This is a genomic window from Endozoicomonas arenosclerae, assembly GCF_001562015.1.
GTDB lineage: Bacteria > Pseudomonadota > Gammaproteobacteria > Pseudomonadales > Endozoicomonadaceae > Endozoicomonas_A > Endozoicomonas_A arenosclerae.
Map to the genome: position 1 here is coordinate 1 of NZ_LASA01000167.1, position 20,018 is coordinate 20,018.

Genomic DNA, 20,018 nt, shown 5'->3' on the forward strand with positions numbered 1-20,018 from the left:
GTATTGGGGTAATCACTTTTGGTCAAAAGGCTACTGTGTCGATACTGTCGGAGTAGATGCAGAAATGATCCGTAAATATGTGAAGTACCAAGAAAAGAAAGAACGTCTCCAGCAGGAGATAGATTTCAGGAAATAATCTGCAATCTTGGGGCAACTCTCACCAGCCTTCTCTGAAGGCTGGCGGTTTCAGCCCCCTTATAGGGGGGGCATAAAGCAAAACCACGTTCTAAGAACGTGGATCATTTACTAAATATTAAGTTTGAACAGTCTCCGGTATTGCCCGGGCCGTGTTAAAAGTGAACACCTTTTCGGTCGAGCCTTCCTCTTCTAACTGCTTAAGTACTTTTATAGCATCTTCAACACCAGGCAATTGTTCGACGGGAAGCCACCATAATGCTTGAGTTGGAATGGACATTTTTTCAAACCAGAGTTTTTTGTTCTTCAATAACGCCAGATGCTCACCTGAATAAACAAAGTTTTTGAGTGATTCTATATCTCTCCAGACAGACATATTGATAATGATATTCTCATCTTCAAAAGCCTGAATGGATGTTGCGTCATCCCCTTCTTCCGATTGCAGACGCCAGACAAAACCATCGGATTGTTCAGCCAATTGATTCACTCTGTCCAGCTGATCGACAAAGCCTTTCATAACTGGCGATTCAAGGGAGGCTTTGGTACGGGCAATATTGACTTGGGCTAAATGAAACTGATCCATCAGAAACTCTCACTTTTGTCATTCTATAAAGATTGATGGAGATGAATCAGAGTATTTCAAGGAAGGGGATGTCAGGCTTTCGTAAACTTCGAAAGCCTGATGGAGAATTGAACTAACTCATGAACGACACTGACTGGCCGCTTCTGGCAAGGTAGCCGACAAACCTGATGCCAGAGAACCTGTGCTCTGCAGCAAACGATATTCACTGAATTTGAGATCATTACTGCCACGAATCAGAGCATTGCTGGCATTAAAGAACTCTCTCTGGCTATCCAGCATATCCAGCAGTGTTCGGGTTCCTACCTGGAATTGTTTCTTGTAGTAGTCTCGGGATTCACGGGACAAAGTTACGTGGCTCTCCAACGGACTGAGCCTTTCCTGACCAAAGTTAACTGCAACCCAGGCCAAACGGACTTCTTCTTCAACCTGACGCTGCACCCTGTTTTTGACTTCAATGGCTTCATTCATCAACTGACTTGTTTGCGCTTTTCGAGCTGAATCCGCCCCACCGTTATAAAGGTTAAAATTAAACCTAAGCAATGCTGAATGATCATAAACCGTACCCTTATCTCCGTTTACATCTTTGCCCCAGTTTGCAGCCAGCGCTAACTCAACTGTTGGACTGAATGTGCTTTTGCTGCCTTCATATTGAGCCTCAGCGGCTTCAACATCCGTTCTGGCAATTTTCAGTACCGGATGGTTGCTGCTGGCTAACTTCAAGGCACCTTCAAGGCCTGATGGCGCATCATTGAGTGAATCCGGAGACTCAAACGTTTCAGGTAAATTTCCCACCACTCTTCGATACAGAGTTTCAGCATCTCTTAGAGCAGCCTGACTGGTGATCAGGTTAGCTTTGGCAAGCACTAATCGGCCTTCTGCCTGAGCCTGATCGGCATCAGAACTCAATCCAATATCCGCCTTGCGACGAATTAATTTCACGATTTCTTCATGCTGGGTAAGATTGTCTTCTGCACTCTCAACCAGTGAGCGATTTCGCAGGACTCCAATATAAGCTTCAATCGCATTGAGGCTGATACTCTCAACTATTGAGCAGATTTCAAGATTAGCTGCCTTACTTCTGGCTTCCTGTCGTTCAAGATCATAGGTAGTAAACTGACCATCCCACAACATCTGTGTTGCCGTCAGACTTGCCTGTCGTCTTGTTCTGTCAGCGTGCTTTTCTATCGATAAATCCCTATCAGGGTTAGAGGGGTTGGTAGCCGTTTGATAGGCACCTATAGTTGTTCCATTTCGAGTGCGCTCGTAACCTACGTTACCACTGAGATTGACCTTTGGATAAAACCCCGCCCGAGCCTGTTTCACTTCCTGACTCACTGCATTGGCAGCACTGGTTCTCACCATAATTTCCGGATTGGTGGCTAGCGCCTTGTTGACACTGTCCAGCAAAGTATCTGCGCTGGTATAGCCTGACGTCAGCAAAAAACTCAGACCCAATGTCGTGACTACTCTTGTGGCCATTAGAAATTCTCCCTTTATTGGCATTCTGTTTATTGTTGTATTTACTAAGAGTGTTTCATTGTTTTTGTTTATACGATCAGCTGTCCGTTGCCGATTAACTCTGCAAGTACTTCATCTCCTGTAGCATTTACACCCCAATCGTTACCGGTGCCTTCAAGAACAATTTTCAGCGTTTGCAAATCAGGATCCGAAGTACTGTTGAACTCGATGATCGTATTGTCCTGATCAATGGAAACAGTCAGCCCTTCACCGGCAATATCTGAAATAAACTTTGATACATCCTGAGTGTTGTCTGCTAATAGCAGGTCGCTTAAATCCAGATAGTCAGCTTCTGTATCTGAAGCCGTATCTCCCACTTTAAAATCAAGAATTCGATCGGTCTGAATGGAATCTTCTTCAAGCAACTCATCCATGGTGAACTGGAAGGTATCCGCTCCAGCATGACCGATTAAGACATCATTGCCCGTGGTGCCGGTAATAACATCATCACCGTCAGTACCGGAAATGGCTGCGCCTTTGATATGGACGGCTTTCACTGCACTGGTTGCGCCATCACTATCAACCGCTTTATATGAGAATGAATCACTGACACTGCTCTCAATAGAACTCAACACCCAGTTACTGCCACCGTCGTTGGATGATGCTGAGAAGTCCATCTGCAGAATCCCGAGACCTTCAGTATTGATCTGATACTGGTTGCCATGACCTACAGAAATGTCAGCACTGTAATCGCTGTCACTGATTCCCAGATCGCCTTTATCGAAGGTCCATACGCCCTGGCTACCATCTTCAAAGGTGACAGATATTTTAACTGCGGCATCCTGATTAGCATTGGCATCAAAGTGCCCACCCAGGCCATCAACGCCTATGACTGCAAAGGCAATGGCAGTGGAATATTGAACACTGATGGAGTTACTTCGCTTGATGCCATCATTTTTGAGGCCCAGCCCTACGCCGACATGACCAGGCTGGTTGTATTGTTCAAATTCACCATCCTGTGTGGAAGTTGTTATAACCACACCATCCTGATTACTGGTTAAAACACTGTTACCAGCATTGGCGGTTCCCCAGCCTTGGATGCCTGGCTGCAATGCAGTGCCAAGCTCTAACTCAGCCACCTCATAGTTGAGAGAATCCAGGTTGAAACGGGTATTGCCAAGATCAGATCCTGAAACATCATGCTCAACACCATTATGCTCAAGGAAAAGACGTCCATATTCAGGCAGCTGCTCAATAATGACCTGAAGCTGGGCATCCGAATGATCCGGATCTGAGACAAATTGACTGAAATCAATGCTCTGAGATGCCGGCTCTATGAGAAATCCCTGCGCTAATGGTTGATCATTAACCGCGGTAACAGTGAGCGTTGTCTCCAGAATATCACTATCCAACTCGCCATCATTGACCCAGACCTTGATATCCCGATCCCCTTCTACCGGATCTTCAGAAGTATTTTCATAACGAATTGAGGACAGCAGCGCCTGGTAATCAGCTACAGAAGCAATACCAGTGAAAGTTATCGTCAGCACACCATTCTCGAAACTGTCTTGTCGGACGACCCCTGATGGCGTTTGGGATAAATATTGATCTGACTGGGGATCAAACGGTCCGGTCACTTCAATAACCAGACTGTTTAAAGAACCATCCGGATCAGAAAGTGCCATATCTGAGAATAATGCTACCGGTTCCGACTGATTTTCCTGATAACTCTTTTCAGATGAGTTATTACTGAACAAAAGACTGGAGTCCAGTATCTGTCCATCTTTGGACACCTCCAGAACAGCACCGCCACGATTCTCCCAATAGACGATCTCAATGTCATAAAGGCCATCTGAGTTTGCGCTAAAGCTGCCACTGCTGTTACCGGGACCACGATCCCGATCAAATTCAGTGACTACCTGGCCATTAATCTTCAGGCTGAAACCATCATCGGAACGAACGGTGAAATTATGAGTACCTGCATCCAGTTTGATTTGGCCGGTAAAGCGCAAAGCCATGGTTTCAAACGGCTCACTCCCCAAGCCAGAAAGGTCACTGCCATTGTTACCGATAAAGTTACTGAGCGTATCCGGATTACCGTCGTCAAAGGCCAATATATGGGCCATGAAAGTAGCATCAGCGGTTTCATCATCCATGAAAGTTAACACTTCACTCAATGAGTTGAAGTCGCCACTTGAAGCCGGGCTGGTATCAAATACTTCTACATTCAAGCCGGAGCTGCTAGCCAACAGGGGCTTGTCATTGACAGGAGCCACTGCAATGGCAATTTCTGAGCGTGATTCTTTCGCACCACCATTGCCATTGTTTCCCAGATCATTACTGGTCATGACCAGAGAGTCATTCCCGTTAAAGTCTGGAAGCCCTTTGTACGACAGTGTTTTCAGGGCAAGATTAATGTTTTGCTGACTGCCCTGCATGACCAGACTACCAGTCCCCTGTCCACTCAAACTCAAGCCTGTAGAAGAGCCCAGAGTTAATTGTCCATGTTCAACCTGCAGAGTCACACGGATGGCGTCACCGTTGGCATCAGCATCCTGCACACTGAGATTATCAATTTGCAGAACGGTATCTTCTTCAGCCAATAAAGGCGGTTGTGATGCGAGGTCTGCATTATCGAATAGATTCTCAGGAGCATCATTCACAGCCCTGATTGAAATCTTTGAAACGACGGGCTGACCATCCCCTTCACCATCATCCACCACCCAGGTTAATTCTCTTTGAGCCGTTGATGGATTATCACCAGAGCTGTGGAATGAAATGGTTTCAAGCACATGTTCAAAATCTTGCTTCGCCAATCCAGCAGGGTTTTGAGCGGTTATCGTCAGCGTTCCAGTTGGGTTATCCCAATTGATATTTATACCGGGTTGTTCGCTGTAGACGCTCAGGACATCATGATCTTCATCGTAATTCTTACTGATGGTCAGAGTGACTTTATGAATGTGACTGCTGTCGGGATCTACCAGTGTGATTGAGTTGTCGACAAAGACTGGACTGCTGTTCTCCTCATAAGTCCAGTTTCGGACATGAGTTACGTAAGCAGCGTCGTTCACCGCAATAACATTAATCAAAGACTCAACCGGACTGCTGTTATCTTGCCCATCATTAGCCGTCCAGGTGATTTTTCTTGTCCCTTCTATTGGATCATCACTACTGTTTCTGTACTTAACCTGTCTGAGAAGGCTTTCAAACTCACTGACGGAGACTGGATTGTTCTCTGGATCTTTTGCGGTCAGTGTCAGATAACCCTGACCACTCCAATGCTCAGTGATTTTAGAGGAATCATAAGCACCGTTATCCAGATCAAGACGATCCTGCCCATTCACATAACCTTCAGAAATCCTGATCGTGACACTGTGCAGGCTGTCATTATCAACATCACTTAAAGCAGTACTGCTATCAATGATCTGGTAACCATCATTTTCCTGGTAGTCCATTGTTGAACTGCTCACCGACATTTCAGGGGCATCATTGACTGCCTGAACTGTCAGATAAGTAGTGACTGGAGCACTCCAGGTTTGGCCATCATTGATCTTTACAGACAGTAATCGTTGACCGGCTAACGGGTCTTCGGAAGTATTTTCATAGGTGACATTCGCCAATGCTGCTTCATAGTCTTCAATGCTGGCAAAACCTGTCAGCTTTAATGTTCCGGTCTGACTGTCGTAACTCTCAACACTGATGCCATTGGCTGCGGTAAATCCAAGTACATCTTCACCGGACTGAAAATTGAGAATCTTGATTTCAGCTCCAACAAGATCAAAATGGTCGTTATCACTGAGAATCAGCCCTTGATCCAGAGCAATCGCACCATCACCTTCTGTGTAAGTGCTGCTGTTCTTTAGTGTACTGGCCTGATCCAGAACTTGATAACCGTCACCACTATCAACCTCTACTTTCAAAGATGCATTAACGGCATTTTCAAAGTAAACAAGCTCGAAGGAATGGTAGCCGCCCTCTTCCAGCGCTACGTTATAGATGCCGGTCGTAGGCGCTGCAGACCTGAGTCCTTCGTACTTGGCGACTTCTTCACCATTGATCTTGAGAATAAAGCCATCGTCGGAGGTAATTCTAAAGCTGTGTGCCCCTGCGCCTAACTCAATCTGTCCACTGAAGCGAAATGCCATGGTTTCCACATTGGCCGTCGTATCACCGGTCAATCCATCGGCACCATCAGCCAGGAATTCGGCTAATGTGGGTGCTGAGTCATCGGTATAATCGATGTTTGTGGCCGTAAAAGTGGCATCAGGATCATTGTCTGCGATCAGAGCCATTGCCGCATCGAGATTTGCGATGGAGCTGTCTGTGTTAAACGCTTCGCCTATCAGACCCCGGGATAAACTAATGACCGGATCATCATTGTCGTAGTCAATAGAGTGCTCAAAAGCTTCGTTGCCATTTTCAGCGTGATCAAGTACCGAACCTTCTGCCAACTGAATACTAATATCACCGGAGTCCACACCTGGATCGAAGTCAGGAGTAATAGTGAATAAGTATTCCCCATTACCCAGGTCCTCTATGGAATTGATGATGCCATTATCAACCTGAAAGTCTTCTGGACTCAGTGAAGGCCAATCATTTTCAACAAAGTAGCTAAGATCCGTTAGCGTGAAGAGAGCCGGGAAGGTATCACTATTCACCTGATCCAGACTAAACATTTCAGCAACAGGTGGCGTAGTGTCCAATGTGAAGAGATAGGCCGGGCCTTTTTTGGAAACATTGCCGGCCTCATCGCTGATTCTGGCTGTGACTTTATAATCACCGTCTAACCAGCCTTCTCCCATCAGGCGTTCAGGAATCAGAACGGTTGACTGCCCGCCCTGCAAGTCAGCAGCCGTAACGGTGTAATCAATGGTTTCAGACTGACCACCCACCTGCTTCAGCGTTAACCGAACCCGATCACCCTCTTCTACTCCGGCAGGTAAAGAGACGAGAACCTTAAAGCCACCAGAGTTTTCATCTTCATTGATAAAGCCATCATCCGGACCCAATAAGGTAACGATGGGCTTACCTGAATTATCGGGGATATGGTCACCGTCGGTATCTCCGGGAACTGTAAAGTCCAGTTCAACAACGTGACTTAAGATTGCCTCATTCGCTGAGAGATCCGCGGTAACTGCTTCGATGGATACTGAACTATGGTCGTCAAATTGACGCAGAAACTCTGAAGGTAATTCCAGAGTAAAGCGGCCATTATCGACCGTACTATTGAAAGAGAAATCAGCCAGCTCTCCGGCAATCAGACCTGAAAGCTTAATACTGACCGACTGGCCGGACTCAACACCTTGGGTTCTGCCATTGACCTTAACCAGACTGCCCGCTTCATTCCAACTGATCTCTCCGGATTTATTCAGACCCAGCGATGTAATAGAAGCCTGGTTGTCGAAGGTAACCTGTTGAACAGCGAACTCTTCCTGAGACGCTGTATTACCGGCTTCATCAACTACTCGCAACCAGTAATTGACCTTCTGACCATGAGTTCGTGCAGTTCCCTCTGACTCAGCAAAAGACCAGCTTTCGCCATCGACCATGACACCGTCAAGCCAGGTTCTGCCTTTGTCCATGGATATTTGCAGTGACTCATCTCCTGCCAATGACTGATTCAAAGAGCCTGTCAGCGTCAATCCATCAAAGTCATTGGTTCTGAAGTCATCTGCCACACCGGAATCATTACTGATAGCATCAACACTGATTTCAGTACCTGAAAGTGTTCTATCCAACTGAGTTGAATCAGAAACCGTATCGGATAGATTGCCCAGCTTATCGGTGACACTGACATCCATCTCAATACTGCCGTCATCGAAGCTTTCCAGATCAATACCGCGACCACTGGAGTGCTCAGGATTCTGCGGATACAGCGTCAGGACAAATGAGCCATCCGCTTTAACGGTCGCTTCATAATTGAACTCAGTATCACCCTGATAGAGTTTTACCTGAACCTTCTGACCCTGTTCAGCACCCTCAGTCATTCCTGAAATTTTGAACGTTTTTGCTGACTCGACACTGTTAATGCTGTCGCCTGTTGAGAAAGACAGACTCTCGGCAACAATAGCCGGAGGATTTACATCCACCAGTAAAGTGGCATCATCTGGAGTGGCTACATTGCCTGCTCGATCCGCAACGGTAGCTTCAACTGAATACTCAGTACCGTATTCATCCGAACTGTTAATCGCATCTTCTTCTGGCAGAGAAAAATGCCAGGTTCTGTCGTCTTCTCCAATAATGAAATCAACAAGCTGAACCCCCTCTTCCTGCTCGGGGAATTCACGATTCACATAAGTCACACCGTTTACGGTAATTTTCAGGTATTCATCGTCACCCAAAGGTGCTTTGAGCTTACCGGATATTTCTGGAGTGGGATCATTGGTTTTATGGTTATAAACGACAGTACCTTTCGGTGCTTTTGTGTCGAATATCAATTCATTCCGGGTCGAGTCCTGAATAAAGTTAGGATCAAGCTCAGGATTTAAAACAGTAGCCACTACCTCATATTCACCATCCGAAGGCAAAGGATACCCTGCCATATTCAGGGACCACTGACCTTCTGCATCCACCTGTAGAGGCGCAGAGCCCACTCCGGCAGTGAATAGCTGTCCATTAACCAACACCTGGAGAATCTCGTTTTCACCCAGTGCCACCTCACCCGTCAAAGTGGGCTCGGCATTATTGGTATAAAGAGTATCTACTGACGGCTTATCGAGAACAGGAACGACATCTACCGCTATCGTTTGAGGGTCGGTTGTGACCTCAGAATCTCCATCGCGGGTAACAGCGGTCACCTGAAGTTCAAAATCCTGATCACTGTTCTCAGGCGGACGAATGGTTAACTGAGCCAGATTCCAACTCAATATATCCACCTGACTCATTGAAGTAATGATCAGAGACTGATCACCATCAGAAAGCACCGATCCAACAGGCATTCCTTCAACAAAAAGGTGGGTCAGCTGCTCATTCGTATCACCAGTATCACCTACAGAGACCTGAATTCCTGAGATATCAATCGCCGTATCTTCATGTCCTGATGTGGCTTCAGGCACCTGCAAATCAGCAGGTTCAGCAACAGGTAGAATCTCAACTTCCAAAGGCTTTTGGACGGTTTCGGATGACGAACTGTTTTGTTCACTACTGGTTACGCTGACAGTAAACGTATGAGTTCCAGAATAATTGTGTGGCGGTATTGCCTTTAAGCCAACTTCGTCACCGGGATTCAAAACAAGAACCCCACCCGATACAGCCAGTTCTCCCAGATTATTGACGAACTGCCAGCCTGGAGGAATATTACTGATCGTGACGGGTGACAGAGTTTCACTGCCATCCTGGTCACTTAGCAGGGCCTGAATATCCAGGGATACCGCAGTATCTTCAGGACCACTGACATTTGTGACATTCAGGACCGGCTTATCAGCAACAGGATCGACCGTCAGAATAGCGGTCGATGGGGTCGAATCCACTCCATCTGACACGTCAAAATTGAAGGTAACCTCTCCACTCCAGTCTTTAGAAGGCTTGAAAGACCAACTCTGGCTTTCAGCATCGTAGGTCAGTGATCCACTGCCAGAAGAGACAGAAAGATTGATTGCACTCAAATCTTCAAGATCGTTATCAACATCCGACGAGCCAGCCAATAACTGTGACTGTGATATCGTAATGCTATCGTCTTCATCCGTATTATTCAGATCTATAGCTGAGTCACTGACAGTGGGAGCATCGTTACTGCCTGATATCGACAGTGTAATCTGGGCTTCTGTGCCATCAACAGATTCAACCGTGATGATGTCTTCCAGATCGGGACTGTCAGTATTGAGAGCATTAATCACCGGATTTTCATTATCCAGCGTGTATTCCCAAACACCATTGGCCTGCATCACCAGTGTGCCGTATAGGCTTGCTATCGATTTAGCCTGGAAACCGTCACTGTGATTATTATCAACGTCAGTGGCCGACAGTTTACCGGTAGCCGTTGAAGCCGGAACACCATCTTCAACCACGTCACCACCGAAGCCATTAAAGATATCTTCTATAACAGCCGGATCATTCAGTCCCTCAACAGTAATCGTCAAAGAGGCTGTATCAGTTTCTCTGCCATCAGTGACCACATAATCAAAAACTTCATCAGCCCTTTCACCTTCAGCCAATTCTTTAAACGCTAAACGATCAGGATCAAGCTCGTATGTGTAGGAACCATTCTCTTGCCAGGTCAAATCACCGTACAGACCTGTTATCACACCCGGGGTGGACTCCCCATCAAATGATTGAACGGTTAACTCATCGGTAAGATCTTTATCTGAATCATTATCCAGCACATTACCTGTAACTGACTGTAATTCAATCATCTTGTTTTGCAGAAAGTTTTCTATAACAGAAGAGTCGACACTGGGATTTTGTGGGGAAAGCTTGAAACCTTCAGCTGTCTCCTGATAACCACCTAAAGTATCCGAATCCACTATGCTGCCAGAAGTTATCTGTAAATTGCTGATATTCAGACTGGGATCAAAGAGAGTATCTCGATCATTCATTACACCCAGTGTTATCAGATAGGTGCCTGCCTCTGACGCTGTCCAACTATATTGACCCTGATCATTCTGAACACTGGCCAGCATTTGCGGGTTGCCATTAATTGACACAAAACTGAAATCGTTAAAATTCTGACTTGGATCTATGTCGGTGTAGAGCCAGTCAAAACTGAGCTCTGCCCCCTTCTCCACCTGAACTTCAAAGACAATCGCAGAACCATTCGTAGACCCTGGTTCAATCAGATCCATTTCAAGGCTCAGAGAATGCGTGTCATCAACAGCAAGGGGTTTGTCATTCGTCCCTGTGATCTTGATCGTAGCCGTAGATTCCGATTGAGCCCCTTCATTATCACTCATAGTGTAAGCGACAATAACTGTAGCCATTTCACCTTCGGCCAGATAATCAAAATCAGTGCCCGGTTCAAACACCAGCTGATTATTAACAATACTGGCGCTGCCACGACCTGATAAGGGATCACCATTGCCATCCACGACCTGAACACTGTCCAGACTGAAGTTTTCTGGACTGTCGTTATGATCCTTATCCGTATCGTTTGCCAGAACATCAATAGTGACAGACGCATTTTCTGAGGTACTGTTATCTGGATCAGCAACCGCTACGGGTGAATCATTGGTGCCTGTCACTGTGATGGTGGCGGTAGAACTCGATTCTGCATCACTGTCATCTGACATGGTGTAGGAAACGACGACATTAATGGACTCGCCAGAAGCCAGATAATCAAAGTCTTTACCCGGTTCAAACTTCAGTTGATTGTTTTCAATACTGACGGAACCTGTCCCTTCCTGGCTCAGTGCGACTGATTTAAGTGTAAAGTTTGCAGGCTGATCGCTGGTATCCTCATCCGTGTCGTTAGCAAGAACATCAACCAGTAATGCCGTATTTTCTTCAGTTGAAAGGTTTGTGTCCTCAACGGCTACAGGTACATCATTGGAACCGGTTATCGTCAAAGTAACCGTCTTTGGCTCACTGTCAGCAGAATCTGTTTCGGAATCATCTGTCGCGATATAGCTGAAGCTAACCGTTACCTGCTCACCCTCATCCAGGCTGTTAAAATCATGATTAACGACACTGTAACTACCATCAGCATTAACTGTTACAGAGGTATTCGCTGGATCAATAACACCTAGCTCACCATCATCGGTCGAGACAGAATCAGCCACCAGGCTGAAGGTATGGGTATCAGTGGTATCTTCATCAGTAACAGAAAGCTGTCCTTCGAACTTTGCTGCTTCCTGACCGTCATCACTCTCTAAATCACTGTCTTCTGTTAACGCTGAAAGTGTGACATCTTGAACGACAGGCTGGTCATTGCTCCCCGTAATAGTCAGAGTGACGGTCTGTTCTTCACTGACAGCAGAGTCGGTGCCTGAATCATCAGTGGCGATATAACGGAAAGTGACTGTTACCGTTTCACCGTCAGCCAGAGCATTAAAGTCCGGATTGATAACACTGTAAGAACCGTCAGCATTGACAGATACTGACGTATTCTCCGGATCAACGACGCCTGTCTCACCGTCATCGCTTGTGACCGACTCAGCTACCAGACTGAAAGTATGGGTATCCGTCGCATCCTCATCTACTACAGATAATGTGCCATCAAATCTGGCATTTTCATTACCATCAGACGCAATCAGATCATTGTCTTCTGTTAATTCTGAAACGGTCACACTCTCTACAACAGGCTGATCATTTCTACCTTCAATAACAACTGTGGCTGTGTTAGCGACATCTACGGTGCCGTCATTAACGTTATAAACAAACGTTAAAGTTATACTTTCTGAATCAGCAAGATAGCCAAACTGGGCGGGATCCAGTAACAGCTGACCCGATTCTTCATTGATGGCAAAAGTAATATCCGACTCAGGCGTTACGCCTGAGGCTACATTGACGGCTACTGAGTTAACATCCAGATCATCTTCATCAACATCCGATGCGGTCTGTAAAAGCTCAATGGCAAGAATGGCAGAATCTTCGTCGGTAGTGATCGGCCCAATAGCCTCTGCTATGGGGGCATCATTGACCGGATCAACAGCCACAATAAAAGATTGAGCACTGGCGGCCTGGTCCCCCCCGTTTAACTCTGTTGCCGTTGCAGTAAAAGACAGAGTAAGTGAACCATTGAAGTTCAGAGGGGGTGTCAGTGTTGTGGCAGACAGATCCCATTCAGAAACATCGATAGGACTGCCATCGGCAGTGATAGTGAAACTACCATCCGTCAGAACCGATCCTTCAGGGACACCTGAGAGTGATAAAGTGAGAATCTCTGAACCATCACTGTCTACCAGGGCTGCACTGAGGCTCAGGCTAATGGCCGTGTCTTCATCACCGGTCACATTCTGAACAACACCAGTGGGGGCAATAGCCTCAACATCGGCAATAGGCAGTTCATCTTCATTCTCTTCAGGCAGAGGGGCATTCAGAAGAGGTTCAAGAGGAATAAAGCTGTCAAAGTCAGCCACAGCCTGAGTTGATTGATTGTTGAGCTCCAGCAGTACGCCTTCATCCTGACCGCCATTGCCATCCTGCCCAGCTGCAGGTGGCTCAAGGTTGTTGAGGTCATCAACTGAAAGTGCTGATTCACTAATCCCGCCATCATTGCCCGACAGGGCAGCAAGAATGTCACTGATTTCCTCTGGTCCTGTTTCTCCAACAAAACGAAAGCCATTGAGCTCCAGATATTCGGCCAGGCTGATGCCATCTCCTTCATAAAGAACAATGACTTTGCCGTCGATCATATCGATGTGGGCGACACCGTCAGAGCCGGTGATCACCTGCTCATTTAAACGAACACTGTCACCTGCAGAAAGAACTCGCTCTTTGCCTTGAGGATCTCTGGCAATGACTTTGCCAAGTGCCAGGTGTAAAGACCCTACTTCAGTTGAAGCTGTAGCCATCAGGAAATTCCCTCTTTTAATCGTTCAATAAACTGGTTTTGATGACGACTTCTGACTTCCTGCCTTCGCTTTTTACCTTTCACTGAAAGCCAGCTGCTTGGCTCGCAGCACTGGCTTCAGAAAATAATTCAATAATGTTTTTTTTCCGGTCAGGATATCGACTGTAGCTACCATGCCAGGTATGACTGCCTTCCCCTGAGACTCCTGACCCAGAAAATTTTCTTCGGTTTCAACCAGCGCCAGATAAAAACTTTCACCGTTTTCGAGCGTGGTGGTGTCTGCACTGATGTGTCTGAGTTTACCTTTCAGACCGCCATGGACCGTAAAGTCATAGGCAGTAAAACGGACGGTAGCCTGTTGATCCGGATGCAGAAAACCAATGTCTTCCGGTCTGATCCGAACCTCAATTTTCAAACTGTCTTCAATGGGAACAATATCCAGCATGGCCATACCGGGTTGCACAACACCTCCCTCAGTGTTGACCATGATGGATTTAATGATGCCATGTACCGGTGATCGGACCCTGGTACGATCCACTCTATCCGCCAAAGCAGTACCGCTGGCTGATAATTCATTTAAAGAAGACAGTGTTTCGTTCAGTTCTTTACGGGCTTCATTAATAAATGAGAGTTCAACCTCGGACATTCTTTCCCGGGTTTCTCGCATCATAGCCGCCATACGATCCAGACTTTTGGACACCATCAGCTCTTCACCGGTGACATCGCTGACCTGACGCTCAATGCGTAACAGTTCTACTTTGGAAACAGCCCCTTCCTCCTCAAGAATCCGGGTCATTTCCAGCTCCTGATCCAGCAGTGCCTTTCTACGCTTCAAAAGAGACTCTTTGGCTTCAGCTTCTTCCAATTGTTTACGATGCTGTTCCAACTGCTCGCGATAAACCCCTGTTCTACTGGCCAGTTCCTTTTTACGACTGAGGTAGAGAGCTGATTCAGATACAGCCAATTCAGGAAATTCATTCTGCTCAGACTCTGGGGGCATAAATGATTGAGATTCAATTTCTGCCACCAAGCGCGCTTTACGCATTTTCAAAGCACTGAGGCTGGCCTTCTGTTCATCGAGATTCGAGGAAAAGCGGGTGTCGTCCATAACCAGTAGAATCTGGCCTTTCTCAACGGTTTGCCCTTCCCTGACATTGATGTCAGAAACAATCCCACCTTCCAGATTTTGTATGGTCTGAACCCGACTGGAAGGAATCACCTTGCCATCCCCCCTGGCCAGCTCATCAATTTCTGCCACAGAAGACCATCCCAGAAACACCATCAGAACCATTAACGAAAGAATGATCAGGCTGCGTCCCTGGGTCTGCCGTTTTTCATTCATTTGAGCCCGGCTGTCTTCAAGATAAAGCTGCCTGTAGGATTTTTGCTCTTCTGACATCAGGCCACCTCCATATCACGGGCCGTGGCCACCGATACTTTTGGCTGGCCCATCTCAGCACTGCTTTTAATCCCGACGATTTGGCCCTGATCCATCACAACTACTTTATCTGCACACCCAACCAGAGATTTTTTGTGGGTGACGATCAAAATAGTTTTGTCGTTGAAACGGCTCAGTGTTTGGATCAGTTGTGCTTCTGCATGATTGTCCATGGAGCTGGCTGGCTCATCGAGTATCAGAATATTTGGATCACCTAACAGTGCCCTGGCGATACCAATGGACTGAATCTGCCCACCTGACAAATGTCGCCCGGCTTCACCCACCTGAAAGTCCAGTCCCTGGGGATGTGCGGACAAAATATCTCCCAAGCCAGCCTGTTTTACAGAGGAAACCAGTCTCTCATCAGAAATACCCTGCCGTCCCATTAACAGGTTGTCTCGGATAGAGCCTGAGAAAAGCGTTATTTTTTGGGGAACATAACCTATCTTGCTGCGCAAGAATCCTGGATCAATCTGACGTATATCCAGCTCACCAATACTGATATGCCCATCCGATGGCTCCCAAAGCCCAACAATCAGTTGCAGTAAAGTGCTTTTGCCACTTCCCATCCTCCCAAGAATGGCAACGGTCTCACCGGCTTTTATCTCCAGAGTAATGTCTTTCAGAAGCGGAGGTGCATCAGGGTAAGAAAAATGAATATGTTTGAAACGAATGTCACCCCTGAAGGTTTCTGGCACCAGAAAGTGTCTGTCGTTTGTCCGTTCCTGTGGCAGGCCCATGAGAGTGTCTGTGTAATCCATTGCCTGTCGTGTACGCTGATATTGATTCAGCAAACCGATCGACTGGATGACCGGCGCAGTACAACGCCCGGCAATCATCATGACGGCAATCAAGCCCCCCATGGAAAGCTCACCCAATCCAATCAGGTAAACCCCCATAGAGATAATAAGTATGGTTCCGGCCTGAAGAATAAAAGTCGCGGCCTGACTGGAATAAAGTTGTAGTTTTCTAACGGTCAGATTCACTTCAGCGATCTGCTGGTTGGAACGTTCCCAGTGAAACTGATGATGATTTTCGGCTGAGGACGCTTTAATCGATTCCAGCCCGAGTAGCGTTTCAAGAAGAAAAGACTGTCTGTGACAGGAAGCCTGCTGGCTCTTTTCTATGGCTTTTTGCAGTGGAGAATTAATCAGAACCGCCACGCCTGCCGCTAACGCCATGCACACTAATGGAATGGCCACCAGTGAAGGAGCTATCCAGGTAATTAATGACAGAAATAAAAGAACAAAAGGCAGATCAATGAGTGTCAGTATGGTTGCAGACGTTAGAAACTGTCGAATACTGTCAAACTCAGCCAGATTATTCATAAAGCTGCCGGTAGCGCCCGGCCTGACCGCCAACTTGAGCCCCAGTATTTTTTCCAATAGCTTTGCAGACAGTCTGATATCAATCTGCTTGCCCACCTGATCAATGGCTCTTGCGCGTATAAGTTTGATCCCAAAATCAAAACTGAAGGCTATGAAGACACCGGCCACCAGCACCCAAAGGGTTTCATAAGCCTGATTAGGCACCACCCGGTCATAAACATTCATGACAAACAACGGGCTGACCAGCGCGAACAGATTCACCATAAAGCTGGCAATCAATACATCCCTAAAGGTTCCCCAATAAGGCAGAATGGCATCCCGAAACCAGGGGTAATGATTTGATGAACTTTTTTCAGAGGTTGCTTCCGAGTATTTCTTTTCGGGCTTTACCTGTATCAGATAGCCTGAATAAATACCTTCAATGTCTTGTATATCGATTTCTTTTCTATCGTTTACTGACTCGCCAATGATTGCCTTTCCTGTTTTGGCATTACACTGATAAACGACCGTCGCTTTATCATTCAGCAGTAAAAGAATAACGGGAAGATCACTTGAAGAGATCGTCTTAAGTGGTTGTTCAGAAAGAGATGATTCCAGTCCGGCTTTAGCCAGAGCTCGTTGACACTGAGAAGGTAAAAGTCCTTGCTCGGATACAGGCAAACCCGAGAGCAGCGTTTCTACACTGACATCGCAATGAAAATACCGGGTAAGTTCTTCCAGACAATTGATCAGAGGATCGTGGTCACTGTGAAACAGACTCATATGATCAGAAAATCCCTGCACTTCCATGCTGCAGCAGGAGCTGCATTATCGAAATTCTTCTTAGACTGCTAACCCCGTGTCACAACTTCCAGATTGTATTCCCTGTGACAATCATCACATATTGACATGTTGATTTTTCAGTTGGAAGAATTTTGTCACATTTTTTTCATGTAGGACTGGATTTCATTGAAGAAATACAATCTCTTGAATCTAGGGAGGTTAATAATCAGTGGTAATTCAGAGAGTTATCGAATGTACTTTTCAGAATGGAGAAAGATCACAGTAGCCCGGTACCTGCAATGGAAGACGCTTCAACTGCCCGGCGCATCAGAATATTTCTCACCCACTCTTTTTCAACAATACTGACTATTCCGGTATGAGAAGATAATCCATAACGTTCATACAATGAGCCTTTAAGCTCATCATAATTCTCATGCATTTGAATGCTGGCTTGCTGGTCTGAAATGTATTCTTTCAAAGCTGCCTGATAGCCTTTGAACTCTTTGGTGTAATCTCCTTTCACATGCTCGTTGGAAGACTTTCTCAGGCGTATAGCTTTATTTCTATAATAAACACGCTTTAAAGTGCCTTCTGCATCAATGGCCTGGCTGAATGCCTGACCGGCTTCAACATCAAGAGACTCTTTTTTCTTAGCTGCCTTGATCAGAGATCCAGGCAATTCCAACGTTTCACCCTTACCTGACCATTCAAGCAACTCTACTGCACTGTTTCTAACAACATCCCAGTGATAGCTCAAACCCACCGACTCCAAAGCTGTGCCAAGCTTCTGTGAAGACCAGCCCTGAAAAGCATTAGTAGCACGCTTCAACTGGGAGACATCATAAGCCCCAAGATGATAGAGCTCATCGGCAATATCTTTAAGGCCCTGCTCGATCAGCTTTCGATTCTGATCAGTCAACTCCGGAGTATCATTCTCAAAAACAGCATCTAAATCTTCTTCATCAATGTCATCCATATCCAGGTTATGACTGGAATAACTGGCCAGAGTCCCAAAACCAGAATCAACACTGCTCTGATGCCTTAGTTTGTCACCGGGCAGTCTGCCACGCTTGTCAGTTCTGGAGCTGTCATCTGAGCCGGATGATGAAAGTGAAAGTTGTGGGTCAACCTCATCAGGATCGACCACTTCTGTATCATAGGAAGAGAAGTGTCTGGAGTCTTTGCTAGATTTGGCGTCACGTAGCCACCGCTCCTTCTGGCTGGAGCGTGAGGTCAGTTTTCTACCTCTTTGCCTGCCTTCAGCAGAGCTGGACTTTTTAGGATCTGGCACATTGTGTGATGAGCCCGGACCCTTAGGCGGTACGCCACCAATAGACATGACAATCCCTGATATTGATCGCTTGATGAGCTAATCGGCAGCAGGATTAAAAAATTAAAGCAACAGCTATGCCAGTTAAATTTTACTTTTGGGTAGAAGTGTCTGAATTAGACTTTTGATGAATCTTAGAGAAGAGAATGGAGGCGAGTACCGGAGTCGAACCGGTCTAAATGGAGTTGCAGTCCACTGCATAACCGCTTTGCTAACTCGCCTTTATCGATTGCTTTCCAGATCAGAACTAATCTTTTTGAGATAAAAGCCTTTAAAACCAATGACTTCCGAAAGCTGGCGCTATTCTATGGGAGAACCAGACAAATGACAACGCTTTTTTGAAGCATTGTCTAAACTTCCCCCATTCATCTGACTGAAGGTTGTAGACAGTCATGGGGTCTTTAAAAGATAAGACATCGGAACACCCTGTTCGGGGTTATCTGCTGGCCGTTATGATCGCGGTCCTGCTGTTTGGATCGGTCATTGGCTATCGATATTATGTTGAATACGCCACCAACCAATTTTTGAGCAAGCAGAAACCACCCGCAGTGCCTGTAACAGCTTACACTGTCACACCTGAATCCTGGCAACCTTCTATCAAAGCCGTAGGTTTTATTGAGCCCGTGCAGGGGGTCACCCTATCCATTGCCGAATCGGGCATTATTGACGAGATTCATTTCAAGTCCGGCCAGTGGGTGGAAGAAGGTCAGGAAATACTTGAGCTGGACTCTTCAGTAGAAAAAGCCAACCTGGCTTCTTCGGTAGCACGACTCTCTGCGACCAGTCACACTCTTGATCGCACGCGCACTCTTTTCAAAAAGGGCAGTGCTCCAAAGTCTGATCTGGACAATGCCTTCTCAGCCTATCAATCCCTGGTGGCGGACATAAAAAGTCTTAAAGCCACCATAGAAAGGCGCAGGATTCTTGCTCCCTTTTCAGGCAGCCTGGGACTCAGAAATATCTACCTTGGCCAATATCTGCAGTCCGGTGATGCTGTCACAGTACTGGAGGATTGTTCAGCCATGCGAATGAACATCACCATTCCCCAGACTCAGCTGTCAGCCGTTGAAATTGGCATGCCTATCAAGATCACCACCGACGCCTATCCCGGAAAAGTCTTTAATGCCACATTACTGGCCATTAGCCCCGTCGTTGACATAAACAGTGGCACGATACAGATACAGGCGACAGTGCCTAACGCAGATCGTTTGTTGCGCTCAGGAATGTACGCCACGGCTGAACTGATATTACCCAAGCAGCAGGATGTCATTGTCATTCCACAACCCGCCATCAACTTCACGCTCTATGGCCAAATGGTTTACGTCATCGAGAAAAAAGATAAAACACTCCAGGTGGAGCAGCATGACGTTGTGGTGTCTGATCACAATGGTAAAGAGGCTTTGATCAGCAAGGGACTCAAGATGGGAGATCAGATCGTGGTGACGGGCCAGGTCCGATTATCCAATGACACACCGGTCTATCTGGTAAAACACTCTCTGCTTGATGAAAGTCAGCCAGTACCCAGGGATTGAGGCGCA

At 46.5% G+C, this 20,018-nt stretch carries 8 protein-coding genes and 1 tRNA gene; 2 read left to right on the forward strand and 7 right to left on the reverse strand.

Going from position 1 to position 20,018, the window contains the following annotated elements:
* The coding region (locus WG89_RS24855) for a transposase (RefSeq protein WP_172806862.1) at positions 1-136 on the forward strand (136 nt) is incomplete at its 5' end.
* A gap of 117 nt (positions 137-253) precedes the next feature.
* On the opposite strand, the gene WG89_RS24860 is transcribed toward WG89_RS24855, so the two are convergent.
* The 7 genes from WG89_RS24860 to WG89_RS24890 all read right to left on the reverse strand — a co-directional run bounded on the left by WG89_RS24860 (position 254) and on the right by WG89_RS24890 (position 18,701).
* A complete protein-coding gene (locus WG89_RS24860) occupies positions 254-718 on the reverse strand; it encodes a DUF3291 domain-containing protein (RefSeq protein ID WP_062270380.1) in 465 nt (154 codons plus the stop codon).
* A gap of 117 nt (positions 719-835) precedes the next feature.
* The gene (locus WG89_RS24865; RefSeq protein ID WP_062270381.1) at positions 836-2,197 is read right to left on the reverse strand and encodes a TolC family outer membrane protein; all 1,362 of its coding nucleotides are present in this window, start codon (positions 2,195-2,197) and stop codon (positions 836-838) included.
* 68 nt (positions 2,198-2,265) lie between these two features.
* Positions 2,266-13,623 carry a tandem-95 repeat protein gene (locus tag WG89_RS24870; protein WP_062270382.1) on the reverse strand — a complete coding sequence of 3,786 codons (11,358 nt, stop codon included), beginning with the start codon at positions 13,621-13,623 and terminating at the stop codon, positions 2,266-2,268.
* Between the two features lie 72 nt (positions 13,624-13,695).
* A complete protein-coding gene (locus tag WG89_RS24875) occupies positions 13,696-15,021 on the reverse strand; it encodes an HlyD family type I secretion periplasmic adaptor subunit (RefSeq protein WP_062270383.1) in 1,326 nt (441 codons plus the stop codon).
* Positions 15,021-17,150 (reverse strand): type I secretion system permease/ATPase, encoded by a 2,130-nt coding sequence (locus WG89_RS24880; protein ID WP_172806911.1) that lies wholly within the window; start codon positions 17,148-17,150, stop codon positions 15,021-15,023. The genes WG89_RS24875 and WG89_RS24880 overlap by 1 nt, the downstream gene beginning before the upstream one ends.
* A gap of 277 nt (positions 17,151-17,427) precedes the next feature.
* On the reverse strand, positions 17,428-18,489 hold the full coding sequence (locus WG89_RS24885; RefSeq protein WP_062270385.1) for a hypothetical protein: 1,062 nt from the start codon (positions 18,487-18,489) through the stop codon (positions 17,428-17,430).
* Positions 18,490-18,627: 138 nt separating this feature from the next.
* Positions 18,628-18,701, reverse strand: a tRNA-Cys gene (locus WG89_RS24890).
* 171 nt (positions 18,702-18,872) lie between these two features.
* Here WG89_RS24890 and WG89_RS24895 point away from each other — a divergent pair.
* The gene (locus tag WG89_RS24895) at positions 18,873-20,012 is read left to right on the forward strand and encodes an efflux RND transporter periplasmic adaptor subunit (RefSeq protein ID WP_062270386.1); all 1,140 of its coding nucleotides are present in this window, start codon (positions 18,873-18,875) and stop codon (positions 20,010-20,012) included.
* Positions 20,013-20,018 lie beyond the last annotated feature (6 nt).